Origin of the sequence: Amycolatopsis sp. NBC_01307 (assembly GCF_035975215.1) — a bacterium.
Taxonomy (GTDB): Bacteria; Actinomycetota; Actinomycetes; order Mycobacteriales; family Pseudonocardiaceae; genus Amycolatopsis.
Genome location: NZ_CP108403.1, coordinates 5,604,981 through 5,623,285, shown reverse-complemented (window position 1 = coordinate 5,623,285; position 18,305 = coordinate 5,604,981). Strand labels below are relative to the sequence as shown.

The following is an 18,305-nucleotide window of genomic DNA, read 5'->3' as shown; positions in this document are numbered from 1 at the left end:
GTCGCCGAGCTAAACCGCCGCCGTCTCCTCGTCCGCCAGCCGTTCCAGGCCGCTCTGGGTCTTGAGGGGCAGGTGCTTGAGGAACGCCACCGCGACGACCACCAGCAGCGCGATCGGTGCCGCGATCAGGAACAGGTCGCTGGTCGCCGTGCCGTACGCCTCGCGGATCACCTTGGCCACCGGCTCCGGCAGCGTGGCCAGGTTCGGCACCGTCTCCGAACTGCCGCCGCCCGGCAGCGGGCCGAGGCCCGCGGTGATCAGCGTGGTCACCCGGTCGGCCAGCACCGCACCCAGCGCGCTCACCCCGATCGAGCCGCCAAGGCTGCGGAAGAACGACAGCGTGGACGTCGCCGCGCCGAGGTCGTGCGCGGGGACGTCGTTCTGGGCCACCAGCACCAGGTTCTGCATCAGCATGCCGACGCCGGTGCCGAGCACCAGCATGAACAGGCTGAGCACGACCACGCTCGTGTGCGCGTCGATCGTGCCGAGCAGCCCGAGCCCGGCCGCCAGCAGGATCGCGCCGATGACCAGGTGCGCCTTCCACTTGCCGGTGCGGCTGATCAGCTGGCCCGACACCGTCGAGGAGATCAGCAGGCCGAAGATCATCGGCAGGCTCATCAGCCCGGCCACCGTCGGCGACTTGCCCAGCGCCAGCTGGAAGTACTGCGACAGGAACACCGTGCCGCCGAACATCGCGACGCCGACCAGGAAGCTGGCCACCGTGGTCAGGGTGATCGTGCGGTTGCGGAACAGGCCCAGCGGCAGGATCGGCTCGCGCACCCGCGATTCGACGAACACCGCCAGCGCCAGCACGACCAGGCCGGTGGTCACCAGCACGGCGGTCTGCCAGGAGCCCCAGGCGAACTGGTGCCCGGCCAGCGACGACCAGACCAGCAGCGTCGACACCCCGGCCATGATCAGGAACGCGCCGAGGTAGTCGACCTTGACGTCCCGGCGGATCGTCGGCAGCTTCAACGTCCGCTGCAGCAACAGGATCGCGGCGACGGCGAACGGGACGCCGAGGAAGAAGCACCAGCGCCAGCCGAGCCACGACGTGTCGACCATGACGCCGCCGATCAGCGGGCCGGCGACGGTGCCGACGGCGAAGACGCCGCCGAAGATCCCGGAGAACTTGCCCAGCTCGCGCGGGGAGACGATGGCCGCCATGATCACCTGCGCGAGCGCGGTGAGCCCGCCGCCGCCGATGCCCTGGGCGACGCGGCTGGCGATCAGCACCTCGATGTTGCCGGCGAACCCGGCCACGAGCGAGCCGACCACGAACAGCGCCAGCGAGGCCTGGATCAGCAGCTTCTTGTTGTAGAGGTCGGAAAGCTTGCCCCACAACGGAACCGTGGCCGTCATCGCCAGCAGCTCGGTGGTGACCACCCACGTGTAGGACGACTGCGAGCCGCCCAGCTCGCTGACGATCCGCGGCAGCGCGTTGGCCACCACGGTCGAGGCGAGGATGGCCACGAAGATGCCCATCATCAGCCCGGACATGGCTTCGAGCACCTGTCTGCGGTTCATCGGGCCGGACGTCGACGTCTGCGGCGGGTCGGCGGTCGTGGACATGGGTGTCCCCCTGGGTGTCGGACGCGGACCGGGTCAGCGGGTCCGCTGCGGGTCGGGCAGGCCGGCGGCGATGCTCGCCACGGCCTCGTCGAACAGCGCCGAGACGGTCTCTTCGCCGCCTCGTTCGCGCCACCGCAGCATCGCGGCGTTCATCGCGCCGCCGACCACGGCCAGCAGCAGCGAGGGGTACAGGTCGGCCGGGTCGCAGCCGGCACGCCGGGCGATCGCCGCGGTCAGCGGCTCGGCCTGCTGGGCGTTCATCGTCACGGCCCGGTGGAACAGGGCCGGGTTCTGCTTCACCGCGGTCATCCGCGCCAGCCACTCCCGCGGGTTCGCCCCGACGTCGGCGACCTCCTCGCGCATGACGGTGACCAGTGCGTCCAAAGTGGACACTTCGGCCGGCTGGGCGAGGAACCGCCCGATGGCGCGTTCGGTGCGTTCGAGGTGGTCCGGGTAGGCGATCACGACGGCGTCCTCTTTGGACGCGAAGTAGTTGAAGAAGGTGCGGACCGAGACACCGGCCGTCGCGGCGATGTCCTCCACCGTGACCGCGTCGAGGCCGCGCTCGGCGACGAGCTCGACGGCGGCGACGGCCAGCGCGCGGTGCGTCTCGTACTTCTTGCGCTCACGCAGGCCGGGTGGTGGGGGCACGCCGACCACGGTAGCGGAACTTGCACGTCATGCAAAGTTGCATTTCGTGCACCGACCTGCCTCCGCAGGCGGCGGCCGCGGCTGGGAGACTGCCGGGGTGAGCGGAACGGTGCTGGTGCTCGGCGGACGCAGTGAGATCGGGCTGGCCGTGGCGAAACGCCTGGTCAGCGGGGACACGCGGCGGGTCGTCCTGGCCGCGCGGCCGGGCGCGGACCTCGCCGGGGAGGTCGCCGCGCTGCGCGAAGCCGGTGCCGAAACCGTCGAAACCGCGGACTTCGACGCCGACGACCTCGCCGCGCACGGCGCATTCCTGGAGAAGGTCGCGGCCGATCACGGGCCGCTGGACGTCGTCGTGCTCGCCTTCGGCATCCTCGGCGACCAGGAGCGGGCCGAGTCCGACGCCGCCCACGCCGCCGCGATCGTCCACACCGACTACGTCGCGCAGGTCGGCGTCCTGACCCACGCCGCGAACCTCCTGCGCGCGCAGGGCCGCGGCCGGCTCGTCGTGTTCTCCTCGGTGGCCGGGGTGCGGGTGCGCCGCGCGAACTACGTCTACGGCTCGGCGAAGGCCGGTCTCGACGGCTTCGCGAGCGGCCTCGCCGACGCGCTGCACGGCTCCGGCGTCCACCTGCTGCTGGTCCGCCCGGGGTTCGTGATCGGGCGGATGACCGAGGGCATGGCGCCGGCGCCGTTCTCGAGCACGCCGGACCAGGTCGCCGACGCGACCGTCGCCGCGCTGCGCCGCGGCCGCGGGGTCGTCTGGGTGCCCGGCGTACTCCGTCCGGTCTTCTTCGCGATGCGCTTGCTGCCGCGCGCGATCTGGCGCCGGATGCCGCGGTGACCCGCTAGCCGGGACGCGTGTGTCGGGCGCCACAGCCCATTCCCGTGCGCGCTCCGGCACGGTGCGTCGCGAAAATCGGCCGATGGGCCCGGTTTTGCTCGGCCGTTCGGGCAGCGTCACAAGCTTTCAACAAGTTTCTCAGGTAATTCCCAGCTAACGCGGTGATCCTCGAACACAGGGGGTTCCATCGAGGGAAGCAAGGGGAAACTTGTCGTGCTGTTGTCGTCCCGGGGGCGCCGCATCGGCGGCCGAGTCGCGCTCGGCGTCGTGTCGACGCTGGTGCTCGCGGCCACCGGGTACGCGTGGTCGCAGCTGAGCAAGCTGGACGACGGCATCGTCACGGCCAACGTCATCCCGCCCGCCGCGCAGATCGACGGTGACACTGTCGCAAATGGCGAACCGCTGAAAATCGCCCAGAACATCCTGCTCGTCGGGATCGACGCGCGGACCGACGCCTACGGCAACCCGTTGCCGCAGAGCGTTCTCGACGCTCTGCACGCGGGCAGCGGCGATGACGGCGGGGACACCACGGACACGATGATCGTGGTGCACATCCCGGCCGGCGGCGCCGCGGCGACCGCGATCTCGATCCCGCGTGACTCCTATGTGGACATCGCGGGCGGCTACGGCAAGCACAAGATCAACTCGGCCTACAGCCGCGGCAAGAACGCCGCGATGCCCGGGTTGCGCGCCCAGGGCCTCTCGGGCGCGCAGCTGGAGGTGGCGGCGAACGAGGCCGGCGCGAAGACCGCGATCCAGACCGTCGAGAAGTTCACCGGCCTGACCGTCAACCACTACGCGTCGATCAACCTCGCCGGGTTCGACGCGCTGTCGCAGGCCGTCGGCGGCGTCGAGGTCTGCCTCAAGGCGCCGGTGCACGACACCTACTCCGGCGCGGACTTCCCGGCCGGGCCGCAGACGCTGTCCGGCGCCCAGGCGCTCGCGTTCGTCCGGCAGCGCCACGGCCTGCTCAACGGCGACCTCGACCGGATCGCGCGGCAGCAGGCGTTCCTGTCCGCGATGGCGAAGACCGTCCTCAACGCCGGCACGTTCACCAGCCCGTCGAAGCTGAACGCGCTGGTCAGCGCGGTGCAGGGGTCGGTCGTCCTGGACAAGGGGTGGGACGTCCTGAGCTTCGCGCAGCAGCTGCGGGGGATGACGTCGGGCGCGATCGGCTTCGCCACGATCCCGGTGCAGAGCCTCTCGCTGGCGACGCCGTCCGACGGCGACGCGGTGAAGGTCGACCCGGGCCAGGTCCAGCAGTTCGTCCGCACGGCGATCAGCACGCCGGCGGTGCAGGCGTCCGGTGACGAGGTGGCGGGCGGCGTCAAGCCGGTGGCCGCGACCGGCACGTCGACGCCGGACCCGGGCAAGACGCCGGACACCTCGGGCAGCACGAAGCAGCCGGCGACCTCGACGGCCGCCGGCTGCGTGAACTGAGCGATCAGACGAACGCGGACTGCCCGGTGATCGCCTTGCCGACGATCAGGGTGTTCATCTCGCGCGTGCCCTCGAAGGAGTAGATCGCCTCGGCGTCGGCGAAGAAGCGCGCGACGTCGTAGCCGAGCACGATCCCGTTGCCGCCGAAGATCTCGCGGCTCCAGGCGACGACCTCGCGCATCCGCGACGTCACGAACGCCTTGGCCAGCGACGAGTGCTCGTCCTTGAAGATCCCGGCGTCCTGCAGGCGGGCGAGCTGCACGAGCATGCCCCACGACGCGGTGATGTTCCCGAGGCTCTTCACGAGCAGGTCCTGCACCAGCTGGAAGCGGGCGATCGGCCGGCCGAACTGCTGCCGCTCCTGCGCGTAGGCGAGCGCGGCCTCGTAGGCGCCGATCGCCACGCCGAGCGCCTGCCACGCGACGCCGCCGCGGGTGGCGCGCAGGATCTCCGCGACGTCGCGGAAGGAGTCGATGCCCTGCAGGCGGTTCGCCTCCGGCACGCGGACGTCGGTCAGGGTGATCTCGGCGTTTTCGACGATCCGGAACGCGATCTTGCCCTCGATCTTCTCCGCCACGAAGCCCGGCATGTCCTTCTCGACGACGAAACCCTTGACGTGGTTGTCGTCGACGTCGCGCGCCCATACGACGATGTAGTCGGCGAAGGTCGCGTTGCCGATCCACTTCTTGGCGCCGTTGAGGATCCAGGCGTCGCCGTCCCGCTTGGCTGTCGTGCGCATGCCGCCCGCGACGTCGGAACCGCCGAGCGGCTCGGTCATCGCGAACGCGCCGATCTTGTCCATCGCGGCCATTTCGGGGAGCCAGCGGTCGCGCTGCTCCTGGCTGCCGCCGCTGTAGATCGAGTACATCGCGAGTCCGTTGTGGACACCGAAGAACGTCGCGACCGACGCGTCCGTGCGGCTCATCTCCATCGCCATCATGCCGGTGAGCAGGTGGCTGACCGCGGGCTTGTGCGTGCCGTACCCCTCGTAGGGCAGGCCCGCGAGACCGCTCTCGCGGAACATCCCGATCAGTTCCTTCGGGAAGGTGCCCTTCTCCCAGTTCTCGTTCACCAGCGGCTTGACGTCGTTCCGCATGAACTCGCGCGCACTCACGAGCAGCTTGCGCTCGTCGTCCGGCAGCAGCGCCTCGAAGTCGTAGAAGTCGGCGGTCAGCTTGTCCTTGAGCGGTTCCATGTCAGTTCTCCTCCACTGCGTTCAACACTGCGAGCTGCTTGCGGTCGCGCGTCTCGGCGAGTTCCGAGTACGTGGAGGAGCCGTAAGCCTTTTCGACGGCTTCGATCAGCCGTTCCTGCTCTTCGGGACTCTGGCTGGGATTGCCCAGCCCGGCCCACATCTGCTTCATCGACTTGCCGATGTGCTCGGACATGTGCCGGTAGCCGCCGGGGCCGCCGCCCAGGTGCGAGCCGAGGAACGGCCCGACCGTGGCCCAGCGGATGCCGAGCGAATTCGTGATGACCTTGTCCAGGTCCTCCGGCGTCACGACGCCCTGCTCGACGAGGTAGATCGCCTCGCGGCTCAGCGCGTTCTGCAGCCGGTTGCCGACGAAGCCGGGCATTTCCTTGTGCTCCACGACCGGTGTCCGGCCCAGGAAGGTGTAGAAATCGACGGCCTGCTGCACGGATTCGTCGCTGGTGCGCTCGCCGGGGACGACCTCGACCAGCGGGAGCAGGTGCGGCGGGTTGAACGGGTGTCCGATGAGGACCCTGGACGCGTCTCCCAGGTCACCGGTGAACGCCGTCGAGGGGATGGCGCTCGACGAGCTCAGCAGCAGCGCGTGCTGCGGGGCCTCCTTCACGAGCGTCGCGAACAGGTCCTTTTTGAACTCGACGTTCTCGGGTCCGTTCTCCTGCACGACATCCGCGTCCTTCACGGCTTCGGAGACGTCGGCGGCGATGTGCACCCGGCTCGCCAGTTCGTCGGCGGTCGTGCCGAGGTGCGGGGCGAACGTCTCGAGTGCGTCGGTGATGGCGTCGGCGAGGTCGGGACGCGGATCGCTGACGCGGACGGTCAGGCCGTGGTGGGCGAACAGCGCCGTCCAGGACAGGCCGATGGTGCCCGCGCCGATGATTGCCGCGTTCTTCATGATTGGGCTCCCTTGAGGTAGTCGAAGACCGGCTTGACCGGGGCGAGCGTCAGGTCGGTGAGGATGTGGCTGGCGGACACGACTTCCAGCACGGGCAGGTCGGCGAGCGGGGCCAGGACGTGCTGGAACAGCTGCAGCCGCGCGGGGCCGGTGTGGGCCTGCTTGACCACGACGTCGGTGATCTCGGTGCGGACCAGCTCCTGCACGCGCGGCGTGCCGTCGTAGTCCGGGATCGTCTTGAGCATGAACGTCGGGACGGTGATCTGCTTCTCCGCTTCGCGGACGTCCAGCTCGTGGTGCTTGTAGCCCATGGTCGCGGTCGCCACCCGGAGCGTCCCGTAGTCCAACGTGCCCACGAGAACGCCGTTGTCGACATACAGACTCGGGCTGCCGACGGTCTTCGGGTACGCGCTGACCTCGCGCCCGGACGCCGTCGCCGGGAAGTTGTCGAGGTACATCGCGTGCAGGTACTCACCGCGCTCGCCGTCGAAACTGACCTCGACCGCCTGGCCGGACTCGGTGTACGGGCCGTAACCGGAGACGTCGCCCATCTTCATGACCTCGAAGCGCACCAACGGTTCTTCGACCTGAAGCGGCTCCGGCACGACGGCACGCAGGGCGTCGGCGTCGGTCCGGTAGACGATGTTCAGGTACTCGCGGTTGGTGAACCTCGGGACCACGGGCGCGAACGCCGGGGCGGTCAGGGGAGTCGTCACGTGCTTGCGGACTTCGTCGATCTTCATGTCACTCACCGGTCCACTTCGGAGCGCGGCGCTCGGCGAAGGCGTTCATGCCCTCGCGGACGTCGGCGGACTGCATCAGTTTCTTGATTTCTTCGCCCTGCACGGCCGCGGGATCCGCGGCTCGCACGATCTTCTTGACGGCGGCGAGCGCCAGCGGCGCGTTCTCCGCCAGCTTCTCGGCCAGCTGCAGCGCGACGGCGGCGGCGTCGCCGCTCGGCGTCACACGGTTGACCAGGCCCAGCTCGCCGGCGCGGCGGCCGGTGACGGGCTCGCCGGTGAGCAGGAACTCCATCGCCAAGTGGTGCGGGATCCGCTTCGGCAGCCGGATCACGCCACCGCCCGCGGCGATCAGCCCGCGCTTGACCTCGGGCAGGCCGAGGCGGCTGTCCTCACTGGCGACGATCAGGTCGCAGCCCAGGGCCAGTTCGAACCCGCCGCCCATGGCGAACCCTTCGACGGCGGCGATCAGCGGCTTGGTCAGCTCGGCCTCGGTGAGACCGCCGAACCCGCGTCCCGGGATCTCCGGCGACTCGCCCTTCAACGCGGCCTTGAGGTCCATGCCGGCGCTGAAGGTGTTCTCGGCGCCGGTGAGGACGCCCGCCCGCAGCGCCGGGTCGGCTTCCAGCTCGTCCAGCGCGGCGGCCAGCCCGGCGGCGACGGCGGCGTTGACCGCGTTGCGGGCCTGCGGCCGGTCGATCGTGATCAGCAGGGTGCTGCCGATCCGCTCGGTGCGTACTTCGGTGTTGCTCATGACTTCACACTCCCTTGACGCCACTTTCGCCGTGAAAGTGTTCCGGAGTTACGGCCTCCGGATCACTTTCGCCGGGAAAGTGCGAGTGGTTCAGACCAATTCCGCGAGGACTTCGGCGGTGTCCTGGCCGGCCAGCGGGGCCAGGCGGCGGATCGAGCCGGGCGTCGCGGAGAACTTCACCGGGATGCCGACCGTGCGGATGGTGCCCTCGCTCGGGTGCTCGACGGCGTCGAGCAGGTGGCCGTCGCGGACGTACGGGTCCTCGTGCGCCCGGTCCAGCTCCAGCACCGGCGCCATCGGGATGCTGTGCTTCGCGCAGACCTCGGCCCACTCCTCGGTGGTCAGCGCCGGGGCGCACGCGGCGATCCGCTCGGTCAGCCACTCGTTGTCGGCGCGGTCGATGGCCTCGCCGTTGACGCGCGGGTCCGCGGCCAGCTCCGGCCGGCCCGCCGCGGCGAAGAAGTCGCGGAAGTTCTTGGGGTTGTAGGGGATCACGCAGGCGAGGCCGTCCTTCGTGGGGACCGCGGCGTGACCCTTCGTCATCGACAGCGCGAAGCCGGTGGGGCCCTCGGCCGGCTCGTAGGTGTGCCCGGCGAGGTGCTCGACGAGGTTGAACGCGAGCAGCGTGTCCGTCATCGGGATCTCGATCTGCTGGCCCTGACCGGTCCTGTCGCGGTGGACCAGCGCGGCGAGCACGCTGTAGGCGATGGTCAGCGACGACACCTTGTCGCCGATGATCGTCGGCAGGTAGACGGGCTTGCCCAGGGCGCGGTTCGCGACGTCGACCAGGCCGGAGGAGGCCTGCACGGTCTCGTCGTAGGCGGCGTTGCCGGCCTGCGCGGAGTCGCCGCGGAAGCCCTGCGCGTGGGCGTAGACCAGGCGGGGGTTGCGCTCGGCGACGTCGGTGTAGTTCAGCCCGAGGCGGGCCAGCGCGCCGGGGCGCATGTTGGTGATCAGGATGTCGGCCGTGTCGATCAGCTTCAGGGCCTGCTCGCGCTCGGCGTCGTCCTTCAGGTTGAGGGCCACGCTGCGCTTGTTGCGGTTGACGTTCAGGTTCAGCGGGGTCATGCCCGGCGTGGTGCGGTACTGGCCCACCCGCACGGTGTCCGCGGGGGACTCGATCTTGATCACGTCGGCGCCCAGGTCACCGAGGATCTGGGCCGCGTACGGGCCCATGACCACGGTCGAGAGGTCGATCACGCGCACGCCGTCCAGCGGGCCGGCGGCGGTCGGGGTGATGTCCGTCATCATTCGTCCTTTCGCGCCTTGCTTCGTTGCTCTACTTACGAAGCTAGGCGCGATGACGGTGAAAGGGAATGATCATGATGCACACAATGGTGTGACCGCAGCGATCATACCATTGTGGTTTAGGTGGCGATCGGTTCCTTGAAGATGTCTTTCGCGGCTTCGACGAGTTCCCGCAGGTCGCCGTCGGCGCGGTCGCGGCGCCAGAGCAGGCCGGTGTCCAGCTGGGGCCGGAAGTCGGTGAACGGCAGCACGATGACGTTGTCGAGGCGGTAACCGTGCATCGGGCTCCGGTCGTCCAGCATGGAAATGGAAAAGGCTTCGCCGCTGGAAATGATTTCGGACGTTCCGCCGTAACCGGTGTTGGTGAGGCGAATGCGGTTCTTGACCCCCAATTCGCTCAACTGGTGGTCGAGCTGGTCGAAGTACGCGGGCGTGATGTCCCCGGGTGAGGCGACGTACGGGAATTCGGCCAGCTCGGCCAGCGTCACCGAGTCCCGCCCGGCGAACATGTCGGCCGGGACGACCGCGCCGAGCCGCTCCGACATGACCGGCAGCTGCTCCAGGGCCGGATCGGTGACCGGCAGCCGGGCGAGGGTGAGCGCGAGCTTCCCGTCGTGCACGCCCTGCACGAGGTCGGCGGTGGTGCCGGGCCAGCGCTTGACCTCGTAGCGCGCCTTGACCAGCTCGGCGAGGGCGTTGACGCGGTCCCGCAGGTCCGGGTGCACCCCGGCGGGCATGCCGAGGAAGACGGTGCTGCGCTGCGGCCGCGTCGCCTCCTTCAGTTTCCAGGGAATCGCGCCGACCTGCTCGAGGACGTCCCGCGCGAGCGGCAGCAGGGCGGTCCCGGCGGCGGTGAGCGTGACGTGGTGGGTGCTGCGGTCGAACAGCTGCTGGCCCAGTTCGTGTTCGAGGTCCTTGATCCGCTGGCTCAACGGGGACGCGGCCATGTGCAGCTTCCGAGCCGCGGCCGAGAAGTTCAGCTCCTCGGCGACCGCGACGAAGTAGCGCAGGTGCAGCATCTCCATCCCCAGACCCTAACGACCCACGCCGCCACCCCTCCCATCACGTGCCACGCCCCCAACCACACGAGATCCCCCTCCAATCACGCGAGTCACGCCCTCAATCACGCGAGTTCCGCCCCCAATCACGCGAGTCACGCGTCGGATCACGCGAGTTCCGCGTCGGATCACGCGAACCGACCCTCCAGGCACGCGAGCCGACCCTCTGGGTACGCGAACTGACTGTCCGGGTACGCGAGTTCGCCGTCCCGGTACGCGTTCAGTCGGCCGACGCGCCGCGGCGGACCAAGGCGAGCAGCCGGGCGGGCTCACCGCCGGAGAGGGCGATGCCGGTCGCGAGCAGGAGGAGGTCCAGCTCGGTGACGTCGGGGGTGACGGCGCCGGCGGCCCGGGCGCGGCCGAGCAGGGCGGCGGCGGTCGTGTTCATCGCGGCGTGCCAGCCGGCGAACAGGCTCTCGTGCTCGCCCGCGGGATCGGCGAGCGACAGCGCGAGGGCGCGCTTGGTCCGGACGTGCTCGACGAACAGCCCGAGCCACGCGAAGAGCGCTTCGCCGGGCTCGTCCGCGTCGAGGTCCGCGCGGCTTCGCAGCTCCGCGACTTCGTCGGCGTACACCGCGACGACCAGTTCGCGCCGGTTCGGGAAGTGCCGGTACATCGTCGCGTTGCCGACGCCGGCGCGGCGGGCGACGCGGTCGAGCGGCGCGTCCGGCCCGTCCTCGGCGAAGACGTCCTTCGCGGCGGCGAGCAGCAGCGCCTGGTTGTCTCGCGCGTCCGACCTGCGGGCCCGTGCCGTCATGCTGCTCCCTTGCCAAGTGGGGATGTCCCCGGTTAGCGTAACCGAACCCTAACCGGGGAAGTCCCCACTTAAGGAGTGATCATGGACGCCGCCGAAGTCCACCGCCGGCTGCTCGCGCTGACGCCGTTCACGGCCGAGAGCGTCGCCGAAGGCCTGCGCTACATCGACCCGGACGTGGTCGACCACCGCGGCGGCGCGGGCGGCGACCACCACGGCATCGACGCCTGGCGCGCGAAGTGGGAAGCCATGCTGGACGGCGAGTTCTTCGCCGGCTTCCGCGACGTCGGCGTGCGGGTCGAGCGCAACGTCGCCGACGGCGAGTTCTCGGTGAACCGCTACACGAGCACGGGAACGCAGCTCTCGACCGGCCGCAGTTACGCCGTGACCAGCATGGACATGATCCGCGTCCGCGACGGCCGGGTCGTCGAGCACTGGGCCGTGATGGACGTGACCGACCGCGCGGCCCAGCTGGCACCACCATCCTGACGCGACGTTGCGTGCTTGGACACGCATCTCGCGTGATCGGACGCGTGACTCACGTGATTGAAGGCGGATCTCGCGTGATTGGAGGGTCGGGTCAGACGGGGCCGGCCAGGGGGAGGGTGATGGTGAACGCGGCGCCGCCCTCGGGGGCCGGGCCCGCGGTCAGGTCTCCGCCCATGCGGGTGACCAGGGCGTGGACCAGGGCCAGGCCGATGCCTGAGCCGACCGGGCGGCGGTCGCGGTAGCGGGCGTTCAGCACGCCGCGCTCGAAGGCGACCGGGTAGTCCTCCGGGGCCAAGCCCGGGCCGCCGTCGCGGACGGAAAGCTGGGCGTTGGGGCCGGACAAAGACAGGGAGAAGACCATGGGGGCGCCCGAGGGGGTGACTCGCAGGGCGTTCTCCGCCAGGCCGTCGACGACTTGGTGCAGGCGCCGGGCGTCGGCCCGCACCGGGACTGGGGAAGACGGCGCCGCAATGGACAGCTGCACGTTTTCGCGGGCGCACCGCAGCTGCCAGACCTCCGCACAGTCGCGCAGCAGCGCGCCCAGGTCCAGGGTCGTGACGTCCAACCTGAACTCGTCGGCGCCCAGCCGGGCCAGCTCCAGCAGATCCGTGACCAGGCGTTCCAGCCGCGCGGCCTCGCGCTGGATCGTCTGGCCGGCGCGCTGGGCGTCGTCGCCCGACGCGACGCCGTCCGCGATCGCCTCGGCGAAGCCCGTCACCGCCGTCAACGGCGTCCGCAGCTCGTGCGACACCGACAGCAGGAAGTCCCGCTGCCGCGCCTCGCTGTGGGCGAGCGCGTCGGCCAGCGAGTTCAGCGAACCCGCCACCTCCGCGACCTCCCGAGGTCCCTCCACCGGCACCCGGACGTCCCGCCGGCCGGCCCGCAACGACCCCGCGGCCGCGGCCGCCCGGCGCAGCGGACGGCCCAGCAGCCGGCCGGACACGAACCCGGCCGCGGCCGCCACCAGCAGCCCGATCCCCAGCGCGAACGCGATGTTCCGGACCAGCGCGCGCTGCGTCGTCTCCGCGTTGCGCGCCGGCAGGACCAGCGCGAACGCCGCCCCGCGCGTCCCGACCGCCCGCGTCTCCACCAGGTACTGCGCGCCCGCGACCAGCACCCGCTCCGAGTGCGCGGCGCCGAGCCCCGCCTTCGCCGCCGCCTGCACCGACACCGCGTCCCCGACGGCCTGGCCGCCCGCGCGCCGCACCACGACCGAGATGCCCTGACCGCGGACGACGTCGGCGACCTTGCCGACGCCCAGCCGGTTGCCGATGCCGCTTTCGTCGAGCTGCGACGCGACGACGTCGGCCTGCGCGGACAGCGACGCCTGCAGCACGTTGTCCGCCGTGGTCCGGATCAGCCGCGCCGCCACGAACCCGGCCACGATCACCGCGATCCCGGCGACGGCGAGGCAGACGAGCGTGATCCGCCCGGCGAGCGTCCCGCGGTACCTCACGCCGGGTCCGCCGCGTAGCCGATGCCGCGGACCGTCCTGATCGGACTGGCCGCGCCGAGTTTCGCCCGCAGCTGCGCGACGTGGACGTCGACCGTGCGCGTGCCCGCCGCGGCGGCGTAGCCCCAGACGGCGCTGAGCAGCTGGTCGCGCGAAAGCACCTGCCCCGGGTGCCGGAGCAGGTGCGTGAGCAGGTCGAACTCCGTGGACGTCAGGGAAATCTCCGTCTCGCCGGCCCAGGCGCGGCGGCTCGTGAGGTCCACGCGCGCCGCGCCGACGGTGAACGCCGACGGGGCCGGCGCCGCGCCGGACGCGCGTCGCAGCACGGTCCGGACCCGGGCGGCCAGCTCGCGCGGGCTGAACGGCTTGGTCAGGTAGTCGTCGGCGCCGATCTCCAGGCCCAGCAAGCGATCCAGCTCGTCGTCGCGGGCGGTGACGAACAGTACCGGCGTCCAGTCCCCGGCCGCGCGCAGCGTCTTGCAGATCTCGATACCGTCCATTCCGGACAGTCCGATGTCGAGCACGATCGCCACCGGCTTGAGCCGCCGGACGGCGTCGAGCGCGCGGCCGCCGTCCGCCTCGACGTGCACGCCGAAGCCGTCCCGCTTGAGGTAGAGCGCCGCCAGCTCGGCGATCGCGGCCTCGTCCTCGACCACGAGGACGAGGCCGCGCCCCGGTGACCCCATTGCTGCTCCCGTCTCCGCCGTCGCCCCCGGGGAGACGCTAGCCGGTCAGGGGGAGCCGTCGTCGTTCATGTCGGACTCGACGCCGTTGAGCGTCGACTCGATGCCGCTCAGCTCGGACGACGCCGGGGAAGTCCCGGAGCCGGGCGAGCCCATCAGGTTGTCGCGGCAGGCCGAGCAGCCGAGCGTGATGAGCGCGGCCGCCCCGACCGCGGCCGCGATCCTCGCCGCCCTCACTTGGTCGGCGCCGGGGCCGCGGGCTTGCAGTGGGCGGACGCGAAGGCGTCGAGCTTCTGCTTCGCCGTGTTCAGCTCGCCGACCTTGCCCTGCCGCTTGGTGGCGCGCTCGTCGAGCTTGGTGGCGCGATCGTTGTGCCCGGCCGTGCGCTGGTCCTGGGCGCGGGCCTTGAGGTTGGCGACCGAGCCGGCGACCTCGGCGCCGCCGTTGATCCGCTTCTCCAGGTTGTCGGCCCGCTTCTGCAGCTTCGGCACCCAATCGCCGCAGACCTGCTGCGACTCCTCGGGGCTGAGCGTGATCGGCGCGACCGGCGCCGGGGACGTCGTCTGGGCCGAGGCCAGTGGCGCCAGCGCCAGCAGGCAGGCCGCGCTCCCGGCGCCCGCTAGTGCCAGCCGCCGCGTCCAGATGGGTCCTCGCATGGTGTCTCCCTCAGGAAGGTTTCCGGGTACCAGGAGAACTCTGGCGGGCCGGTGTTCGGGCGGCGTGCGCCTGATGTTCGGGCTGTGTAAGGCCCAGGGTGATCGACGTCCGTGCGAGGTCGAACGTCAGGGTGTCGCCCAGCACCGTCAGCGCCGGGTCGAACAGCTGCCCGTCGGTGCCGCCGAGCAGCAGCCCGAGCCGGTGCCCGGCCGGGACGACGTGGTCGAGGCTGCTCAGCGTGAACGTCATCGGGTACGCCCGCCCCGGCACGAGCGGCTCGCCGTGGCGCAGCGACGCGTGGTGCCCGAGGTCGGCCCAGCCCGCGGCGACGATCTGGTGGTCGGCGTGAACGAGATCGGTGGCGGTGTCCAAGAAGCACGCGCTGTCACCGGGCCGGCTCACGTCCCAGCACGACCGGGTGGTCAGGGTCTTGATCCCGCTGCCGTAGTTCGCGGTGTTCCGCACGTCCGCGGGGCCGTAGTCGACGAGCGCGACGCCGAGCCGCGCGGCGGGCTTGTCCGACGACGCGGTGATCGTCACCGACGGCGTCCCGGCCAGCCGTACCGCCGAGGTCAGGGGAGCGCCGGTGAACCGCGCGGCCGACGTCCCGGCCGCCCACTGCTCGCGGCCGACCGCCGGGTCGTCGACGACCGTGGCCGTGCCGGCCCCGCGTCGGCCGAGCGTGCCGTTGGCCGCCGGCCGGAACGTCGTGGCGGCGGTCGCGGGCGGCCAGGCCCGGACGTCCGTCCACCGGTCCGGCGTGGTTTCCAGGTGCACGGCGGGCTCGTGCTCGACGCCGTTGCGGACGCCCCGCAGCCAGCGGTCGAACCAGCGGCCCAGCGTGTCCACCCACCGCGCCCGCTGCAGGTCGAACGGGTCGACGTGGCCGGCCTGGCTCAGCCACGCCTGGCGCGGCACCCCCGCCCGGCCGAGCGCGGCCCAGTAGGCGGCGAACTGGTCCGCGCCGACGACGCTGTCCCCGAACCCCTGCGCGATCAGCACGCTCGCGCGCACCCGCCCGGCCTGCGGGACGTAGTTCACGCTCTGCCAATAGGCGTTGTAGTCACCGTTCGTGCCCATGCGCGCCTTGACGTCCGCCTCGAACGGCTGACACAACCGCGCCGCGCGGTCGTTGTAGGTGAAGGCCGACCCGGTGTTGTCCGGCGTCGCCAAGGGCGCGCCGTTCGCGACGAGCTGGGCGTAGTTGTCGGCGACGCCTTCGATCGGCACGATCGTCTTCAGCCCGGGGATCCCGGACGCGGCCATGCCGATCGCGGTGGCGCCGTCCTGGGACTTGCCGATCGCGCCGACGTCCCCGGTGGCCCAGTCCGCCGTCACCGGGCGGCCGCCGTCGGGCGCGTCGAAGGCCTTCGCCCGGCCGTTGAGCCAGTTCACGACGGCGTTGCCGTCGGCGACGTCGTCGAAGCAGCCGGACGAGCGGTTCGTGCCGCCGACGTCGGCCAGCACCACCGCGTACCCGCGCGGCACGAAGTAGTTGTCGAGGAACAGCGGGAACTGCTCGGGGGTGCCGTCCGGCGCAAACGTTTTCTTCTGGGACTCGTTGCCGCGGCCGCAGCACGCGAAGTACGGGCTGACGTCGAGGATCACCGGGACGCGCTCGCGCCCCGCGGGCCGGACGACGTCGGCGGCGACGCGGTCGGGCCTGCCGTCGTGGTCGAGGTCGGCGCCGGTTTCGACCCACGCCGTCGCGCGGATCGGGCCGGTTTCGGCCGCCGCCGCGGGCGCGAGGACCGCCGTCGTGACCAGCGCGAGCAGGAACCCCAGTGTCAGCCGCATGGCGTCAGTATCACTTCTGGTACGCCGCCAGGAAAAGCTCCATCGCGGCGTCGACGGCCTCGCGGTCGCCGGTCGTGACGAGGTCCAGCAGCAGGCCGCGGGTGACGGCGAGGCCGAGCCGGGCGTGCGCCGGCCGGTCGGCCTCGGGGACGCCGTAGTGCGCGAGCAGGGCCTCGATCGGGCCGAGCCAGTCGTCGACGACGCCGTCCAGGAACTCGGTCGTGCCCGGGGTGCCGCCGAGGGCCTGGCCGTAGAGCTGGAAGAAGAGCTTCTCGTTGGCGCGCAGGTCCTCGTCGGTCAGCCGCCGCCAGAACTCGCGGCCCTCGCCGACGTCGGCCAGCGCCGTGCGCTGCCGGGCCTCGACCTCGCGCGCGACCGCCGTGAGCAGGCCTTCCTTCGAGCCGAAGTGGTAGATGAGCATGCGGTGGCTGGTGCCGAGGCCGGCGGCGAGGGCGCGCAGGCTTTTGCTCGCGCCGCCGTGGTGGGCGATGTGGTCGATCGCCGCGTCCAGCAGCTTGGCGCGCGGGCTTGTGTCGATCATGTACCAGATGGTACACGTACCAAATGGTACAGAGCATTTCCGTCCGTGGCCGGACGTCCGCGTCGGCCGGCACCGTCTACGCCCTCCTCCGCGACGGCGCGAGCTGGCCGGCGTGGTCGCCGCTGGAGTCGTTCGAGCTGGTCAGCGAGGGGGAGGGAGAACCGGAAGGGCTCGGCGCGGTCCGGCTGTTCCGCACCGGCCGCACCCGGTCGTACGAGCGGATCGTCGCGCTGGAGCCCGGCCGCCGGTTCGGTTACGCGCTGGAGCACGGCCTGCCGCTGCGGGACTACGTCGCCTACGTCGACCTTTCGCCGGCCGACGGCGGCACCGAGGTCCACTGGCATTCGACGTTCACCGCGAAGATCCCCGGCACCGGCTGGTTCTACCGGCGGATCCTGGGCGTGTTCATCAAGCGGGTGGTCGCCGGGCTGGTCGCCGCGACTCAGGCGCGCGTCGCCCCATAAAGTGGGCATATGTCAGCGCCACGACGGGGATCGACCGGCCGCACCCAGGAGGAGCGCAGCGCGGCGATGCGCGTCCGGCTGCTCGACGCGACGATCGACTGCCTGGTCGAGTACGGCTACGCGGGCACGACGACCACCCGCGTCGCCGACCGCGCCGGCGTCACGCGCGGCGCGCAGGTGCACCACTTCCCGACGAAGGCCGACCTGGTCACCTCGGCGATCCGGCACCTGGCGGCGAAACGCACCGAGGTCGCGATGGCCGAACTGGACCGGCTACGCGCGTCCACCGACCCGGTCGGCGACGCGCTGCAGCTGATGTGGGAGATGCACCAGGGGCCGGTGTTCTCGGCGACGGTGGAGCTGTGGGTCGCGTCGCGGACCGACGCCGAGCTGCGCCGCCAGATGGCCGTGGTCGAGCCGATCGCGACGTCCAGCCTGGTCGAGTTCGGCAAGGCGCTGCTGCCGGAGCACGCGGGGCACCACGAGTTCCTGCACGCGGTGTACACCGCGATGGACGTCGTGCGCGGCATCCTCATCGCCAGCTGGGCCACCCGCGACCAGGGCGAGCTGGACGCGCGCTGGGAACGCGGGCGCCGCCACCTGCGGATCCTCTTCGCCACGTTGATGGCTCCCACCGCCTGAATCGCGTGTTACTCTCTTTGGGAAAGTGAGGAGGCGCGCTGTGCACCCGGACCCGTACGACCGTGACTGCCCGACCCGCCAGCTGCTCGACCGCATCGGTGACCAGTGGACGGTCCTCATCGTCGGCGCGCTCACCGACGGCCCGCTGCGGTTCACCGAGATCGCCCGCCGCGTGGACGGCATTTCGCAGAAGGTCCTGACGCAGACCCTGCGCAGCCTGGTCCGCGACGGCATCCTCACCCGCACGGCGTACGCGGTCATCCCGCCGAAGGTCGAGTACGAGCTGACGTCGTTGGGGCGCAACCTTTCCGAGCCGCTGGAGATGCTGGACCGGTGGGCCCGCCGGCACATGACGTCGGTCCAGGACGCCCGCGACGCCTACGACGCGGAGCACACACCCGCGTCCGCGTGACGCT

21 protein-coding genes are annotated in these 18,305 nt (G+C 71.2%); 6 read left to right on the top strand and 15 right to left on the bottom strand.

Annotated features, from left to right (window positions below):
• Positions 1-9: 9 nt before the first annotated feature.
• Together OG439_RS23885 and OG439_RS23880 are read right to left on the bottom strand one after the other, a co-directional pair.
• The gene (locus OG439_RS23885) at positions 10-1,527 is read right to left on the bottom strand and encodes an MDR family MFS transporter (RefSeq protein ID WP_442792345.1); all 1,518 of its coding nucleotides are present in this window, start codon (positions 1,525-1,527) and stop codon (positions 10-12) included.
• A 78-nt stretch (positions 1,528-1,605) separates the two neighbouring features.
• Positions 1,606-2,223 carry a TetR/AcrR family transcriptional regulator gene (locus tag OG439_RS23880; protein WP_326943106.1) on the bottom strand — a complete coding sequence of 206 codons (618 nt, stop codon included), beginning with the start codon at positions 2,221-2,223 and terminating at the stop codon, positions 1,606-1,608.
• Positions 2,224-2,320: 97 nt separating this feature from the next.
• Here OG439_RS23880 and OG439_RS23875 point away from each other — a divergent pair, with 97 nt between their 5' ends.
• Positions 2,321-3,064 carry an SDR family NAD(P)-dependent oxidoreductase gene (locus OG439_RS23875; protein ID WP_326943105.1) on the top strand — a complete coding sequence of 248 codons (744 nt, stop codon included), beginning with the start codon at positions 2,321-2,323 and terminating at the stop codon, positions 3,062-3,064.
• A gap of 213 nt (positions 3,065-3,277) precedes the next feature.
• On the top strand, positions 3,278-4,504 hold the full coding sequence (locus OG439_RS23870; protein ID WP_326943104.1) for an LCP family protein: 1,227 nt from the start codon (positions 3,278-3,280) through the stop codon (positions 4,502-4,504).
• Positions 4,505-4,508: 4 nt separating this feature from the next.
• Here the strand turns inward: OG439_RS23870 and OG439_RS23865 are convergent, their stop codons facing one another.
• The 7 genes from OG439_RS23865 to OG439_RS23835 all read right to left on the bottom strand — a co-directional run bounded on the left by OG439_RS23865 (position 4,509) and on the right by OG439_RS23835 (position 11,166).
• Positions 4,509-5,699, bottom strand: a complete 1,191-nt coding sequence (locus tag OG439_RS23865) for an acyl-CoA dehydrogenase family protein (protein WP_326943103.1) — start codon at positions 5,697-5,699, stop codon at positions 4,509-4,511.
• Position 5,700: 1 nt separating this feature from the next.
• On the bottom strand, positions 5,701-6,609 hold the full coding sequence (locus OG439_RS23860; RefSeq protein WP_326943102.1) for a 3-hydroxyacyl-CoA dehydrogenase NAD-binding domain-containing protein: 909 nt from the start codon (positions 6,607-6,609) through the stop codon (positions 5,701-5,703).
• On the bottom strand, positions 6,606-7,352 hold the full coding sequence (locus tag OG439_RS23855; RefSeq protein ID WP_326943101.1) for an acetoacetate decarboxylase: 747 nt from the start codon (positions 7,350-7,352) through the stop codon (positions 6,606-6,608). The genes OG439_RS23860 and OG439_RS23855 overlap by 4 nt, the downstream gene beginning before the upstream one ends.
• Position 7,353: 1 nt before the next feature.
• The gene (locus tag OG439_RS23850; RefSeq protein ID WP_326943100.1) at positions 7,354-8,103 is read right to left on the bottom strand and encodes a crotonase/enoyl-CoA hydratase family protein; all 750 of its coding nucleotides are present in this window, start codon (positions 8,101-8,103) and stop codon (positions 7,354-7,356) included.
• Positions 8,104-8,193: 90 nt separating this feature from the next.
• Entirely contained in the window at positions 8,194-9,351 is a 1,158-nt protein-coding gene (locus tag OG439_RS23845; protein ID WP_326943099.1) for a CaiB/BaiF CoA transferase family protein, read from the bottom strand.
• A gap of 119 nt (positions 9,352-9,470) precedes the next feature.
• Entirely contained in the window at positions 9,471-10,376 is a 906-nt protein-coding gene (locus OG439_RS23840; RefSeq protein WP_326943098.1) for a LysR family transcriptional regulator, read from the bottom strand.
• 253 nt (positions 10,377-10,629) lie between these two features.
• Positions 10,630-11,166 (bottom strand): TetR/AcrR family transcriptional regulator, encoded by a 537-nt coding sequence (locus tag OG439_RS23835; RefSeq protein WP_326943097.1) that lies wholly within the window; start codon positions 11,164-11,166, stop codon positions 10,630-10,632.
• Between the two features lie 81 nt (positions 11,167-11,247).
• On the opposite strand from OG439_RS23835, the gene OG439_RS23830 reads away from it, so the two are divergent.
• The gene (locus OG439_RS23830) at positions 11,248-11,652 is read left to right on the top strand and encodes an ester cyclase (RefSeq protein ID WP_326943096.1); all 405 of its coding nucleotides are present in this window, start codon (positions 11,248-11,250) and stop codon (positions 11,650-11,652) included.
• A 91-nt stretch (positions 11,653-11,743) separates the two neighbouring features.
• On the opposite strand, the gene OG439_RS23825 is transcribed toward OG439_RS23830, so the two are convergent.
• Genes OG439_RS23825 through OG439_RS23800 form a run of 6 tightly spaced genes read right to left on the bottom strand, consistent with a single transcriptional unit; the run spans position 11,744 to position 16,783 of the window.
• Positions 11,744-13,108: a sensor histidine kinase gene (locus OG439_RS23825; RefSeq protein ID WP_326943095.1), complete on the bottom strand. Its 1,365-nt coding sequence runs from the start codon at positions 13,106-13,108 to the stop codon at positions 11,744-11,746.
• Complete coding sequence (locus OG439_RS23820) at positions 13,105-13,791, bottom strand: response regulator transcription factor (RefSeq protein ID WP_326943094.1); 687 nt, start codon at positions 13,789-13,791, stop codon at positions 13,105-13,107. Before OG439_RS23820 ends, OG439_RS23825 begins: the two co-directional genes overlap by 4 nt.
• A gap of 45 nt (positions 13,792-13,836) precedes the next feature.
• Positions 13,837-14,025 (bottom strand): hypothetical protein, encoded by a 189-nt coding sequence (locus OG439_RS23815; protein ID WP_326943093.1) that lies wholly within the window; start codon positions 14,023-14,025, stop codon positions 13,837-13,839.
• Positions 14,022-14,444, bottom strand: coding sequence for a hypothetical protein (locus tag OG439_RS23810; protein WP_326943092.1), 423 nt, complete (start codon positions 14,442-14,444; stop codon positions 14,022-14,024). The genes OG439_RS23815 and OG439_RS23810 overlap by 4 nt, the downstream gene beginning before the upstream one ends.
• A 10-nt stretch (positions 14,445-14,454) precedes the next feature.
• Positions 14,455-16,242 (bottom strand): CocE/NonD family hydrolase, encoded by a 1,788-nt coding sequence (locus OG439_RS23805; RefSeq protein WP_326943091.1) that lies wholly within the window; start codon positions 16,240-16,242, stop codon positions 14,455-14,457.
• Between the two features lie 10 nt (positions 16,243-16,252).
• A complete protein-coding gene (locus tag OG439_RS23800) occupies positions 16,253-16,783 on the bottom strand; it encodes a TetR/AcrR family transcriptional regulator (RefSeq protein ID WP_326943090.1) in 531 nt (176 codons plus the stop codon).
• Positions 16,784-16,806: 23 nt separating this feature from the next.
• On the opposite strand from OG439_RS23800, the gene OG439_RS23795 reads away from it, so the two are divergent.
• The 3 genes from OG439_RS23795 (at position 16,807) to OG439_RS23785 (ending at position 18,301) form a co-directional block, all read left to right on the top strand.
• Positions 16,807-17,247, top strand: coding sequence for an SRPBCC family protein (locus OG439_RS23795; RefSeq protein ID WP_326943089.1), 441 nt, complete (start codon positions 16,807-16,809; stop codon positions 17,245-17,247).
• A 66-nt stretch (positions 17,248-17,313) separates the two neighbouring features.
• Complete coding sequence (locus OG439_RS23790; protein WP_326951604.1) at positions 17,314-17,889, top strand: TetR/AcrR family transcriptional regulator; 576 nt, start codon at positions 17,314-17,316, stop codon at positions 17,887-17,889.
• Between the two features lie 40 nt (positions 17,890-17,929).
• Positions 17,930-18,301 (top strand): winged helix-turn-helix transcriptional regulator, encoded by a 372-nt coding sequence (locus tag OG439_RS23785; protein ID WP_326943088.1) that lies wholly within the window; start codon positions 17,930-17,932, stop codon positions 18,299-18,301.
• The last annotated feature ends 4 nt before the right edge of the window (positions 18,302-18,305 follow it).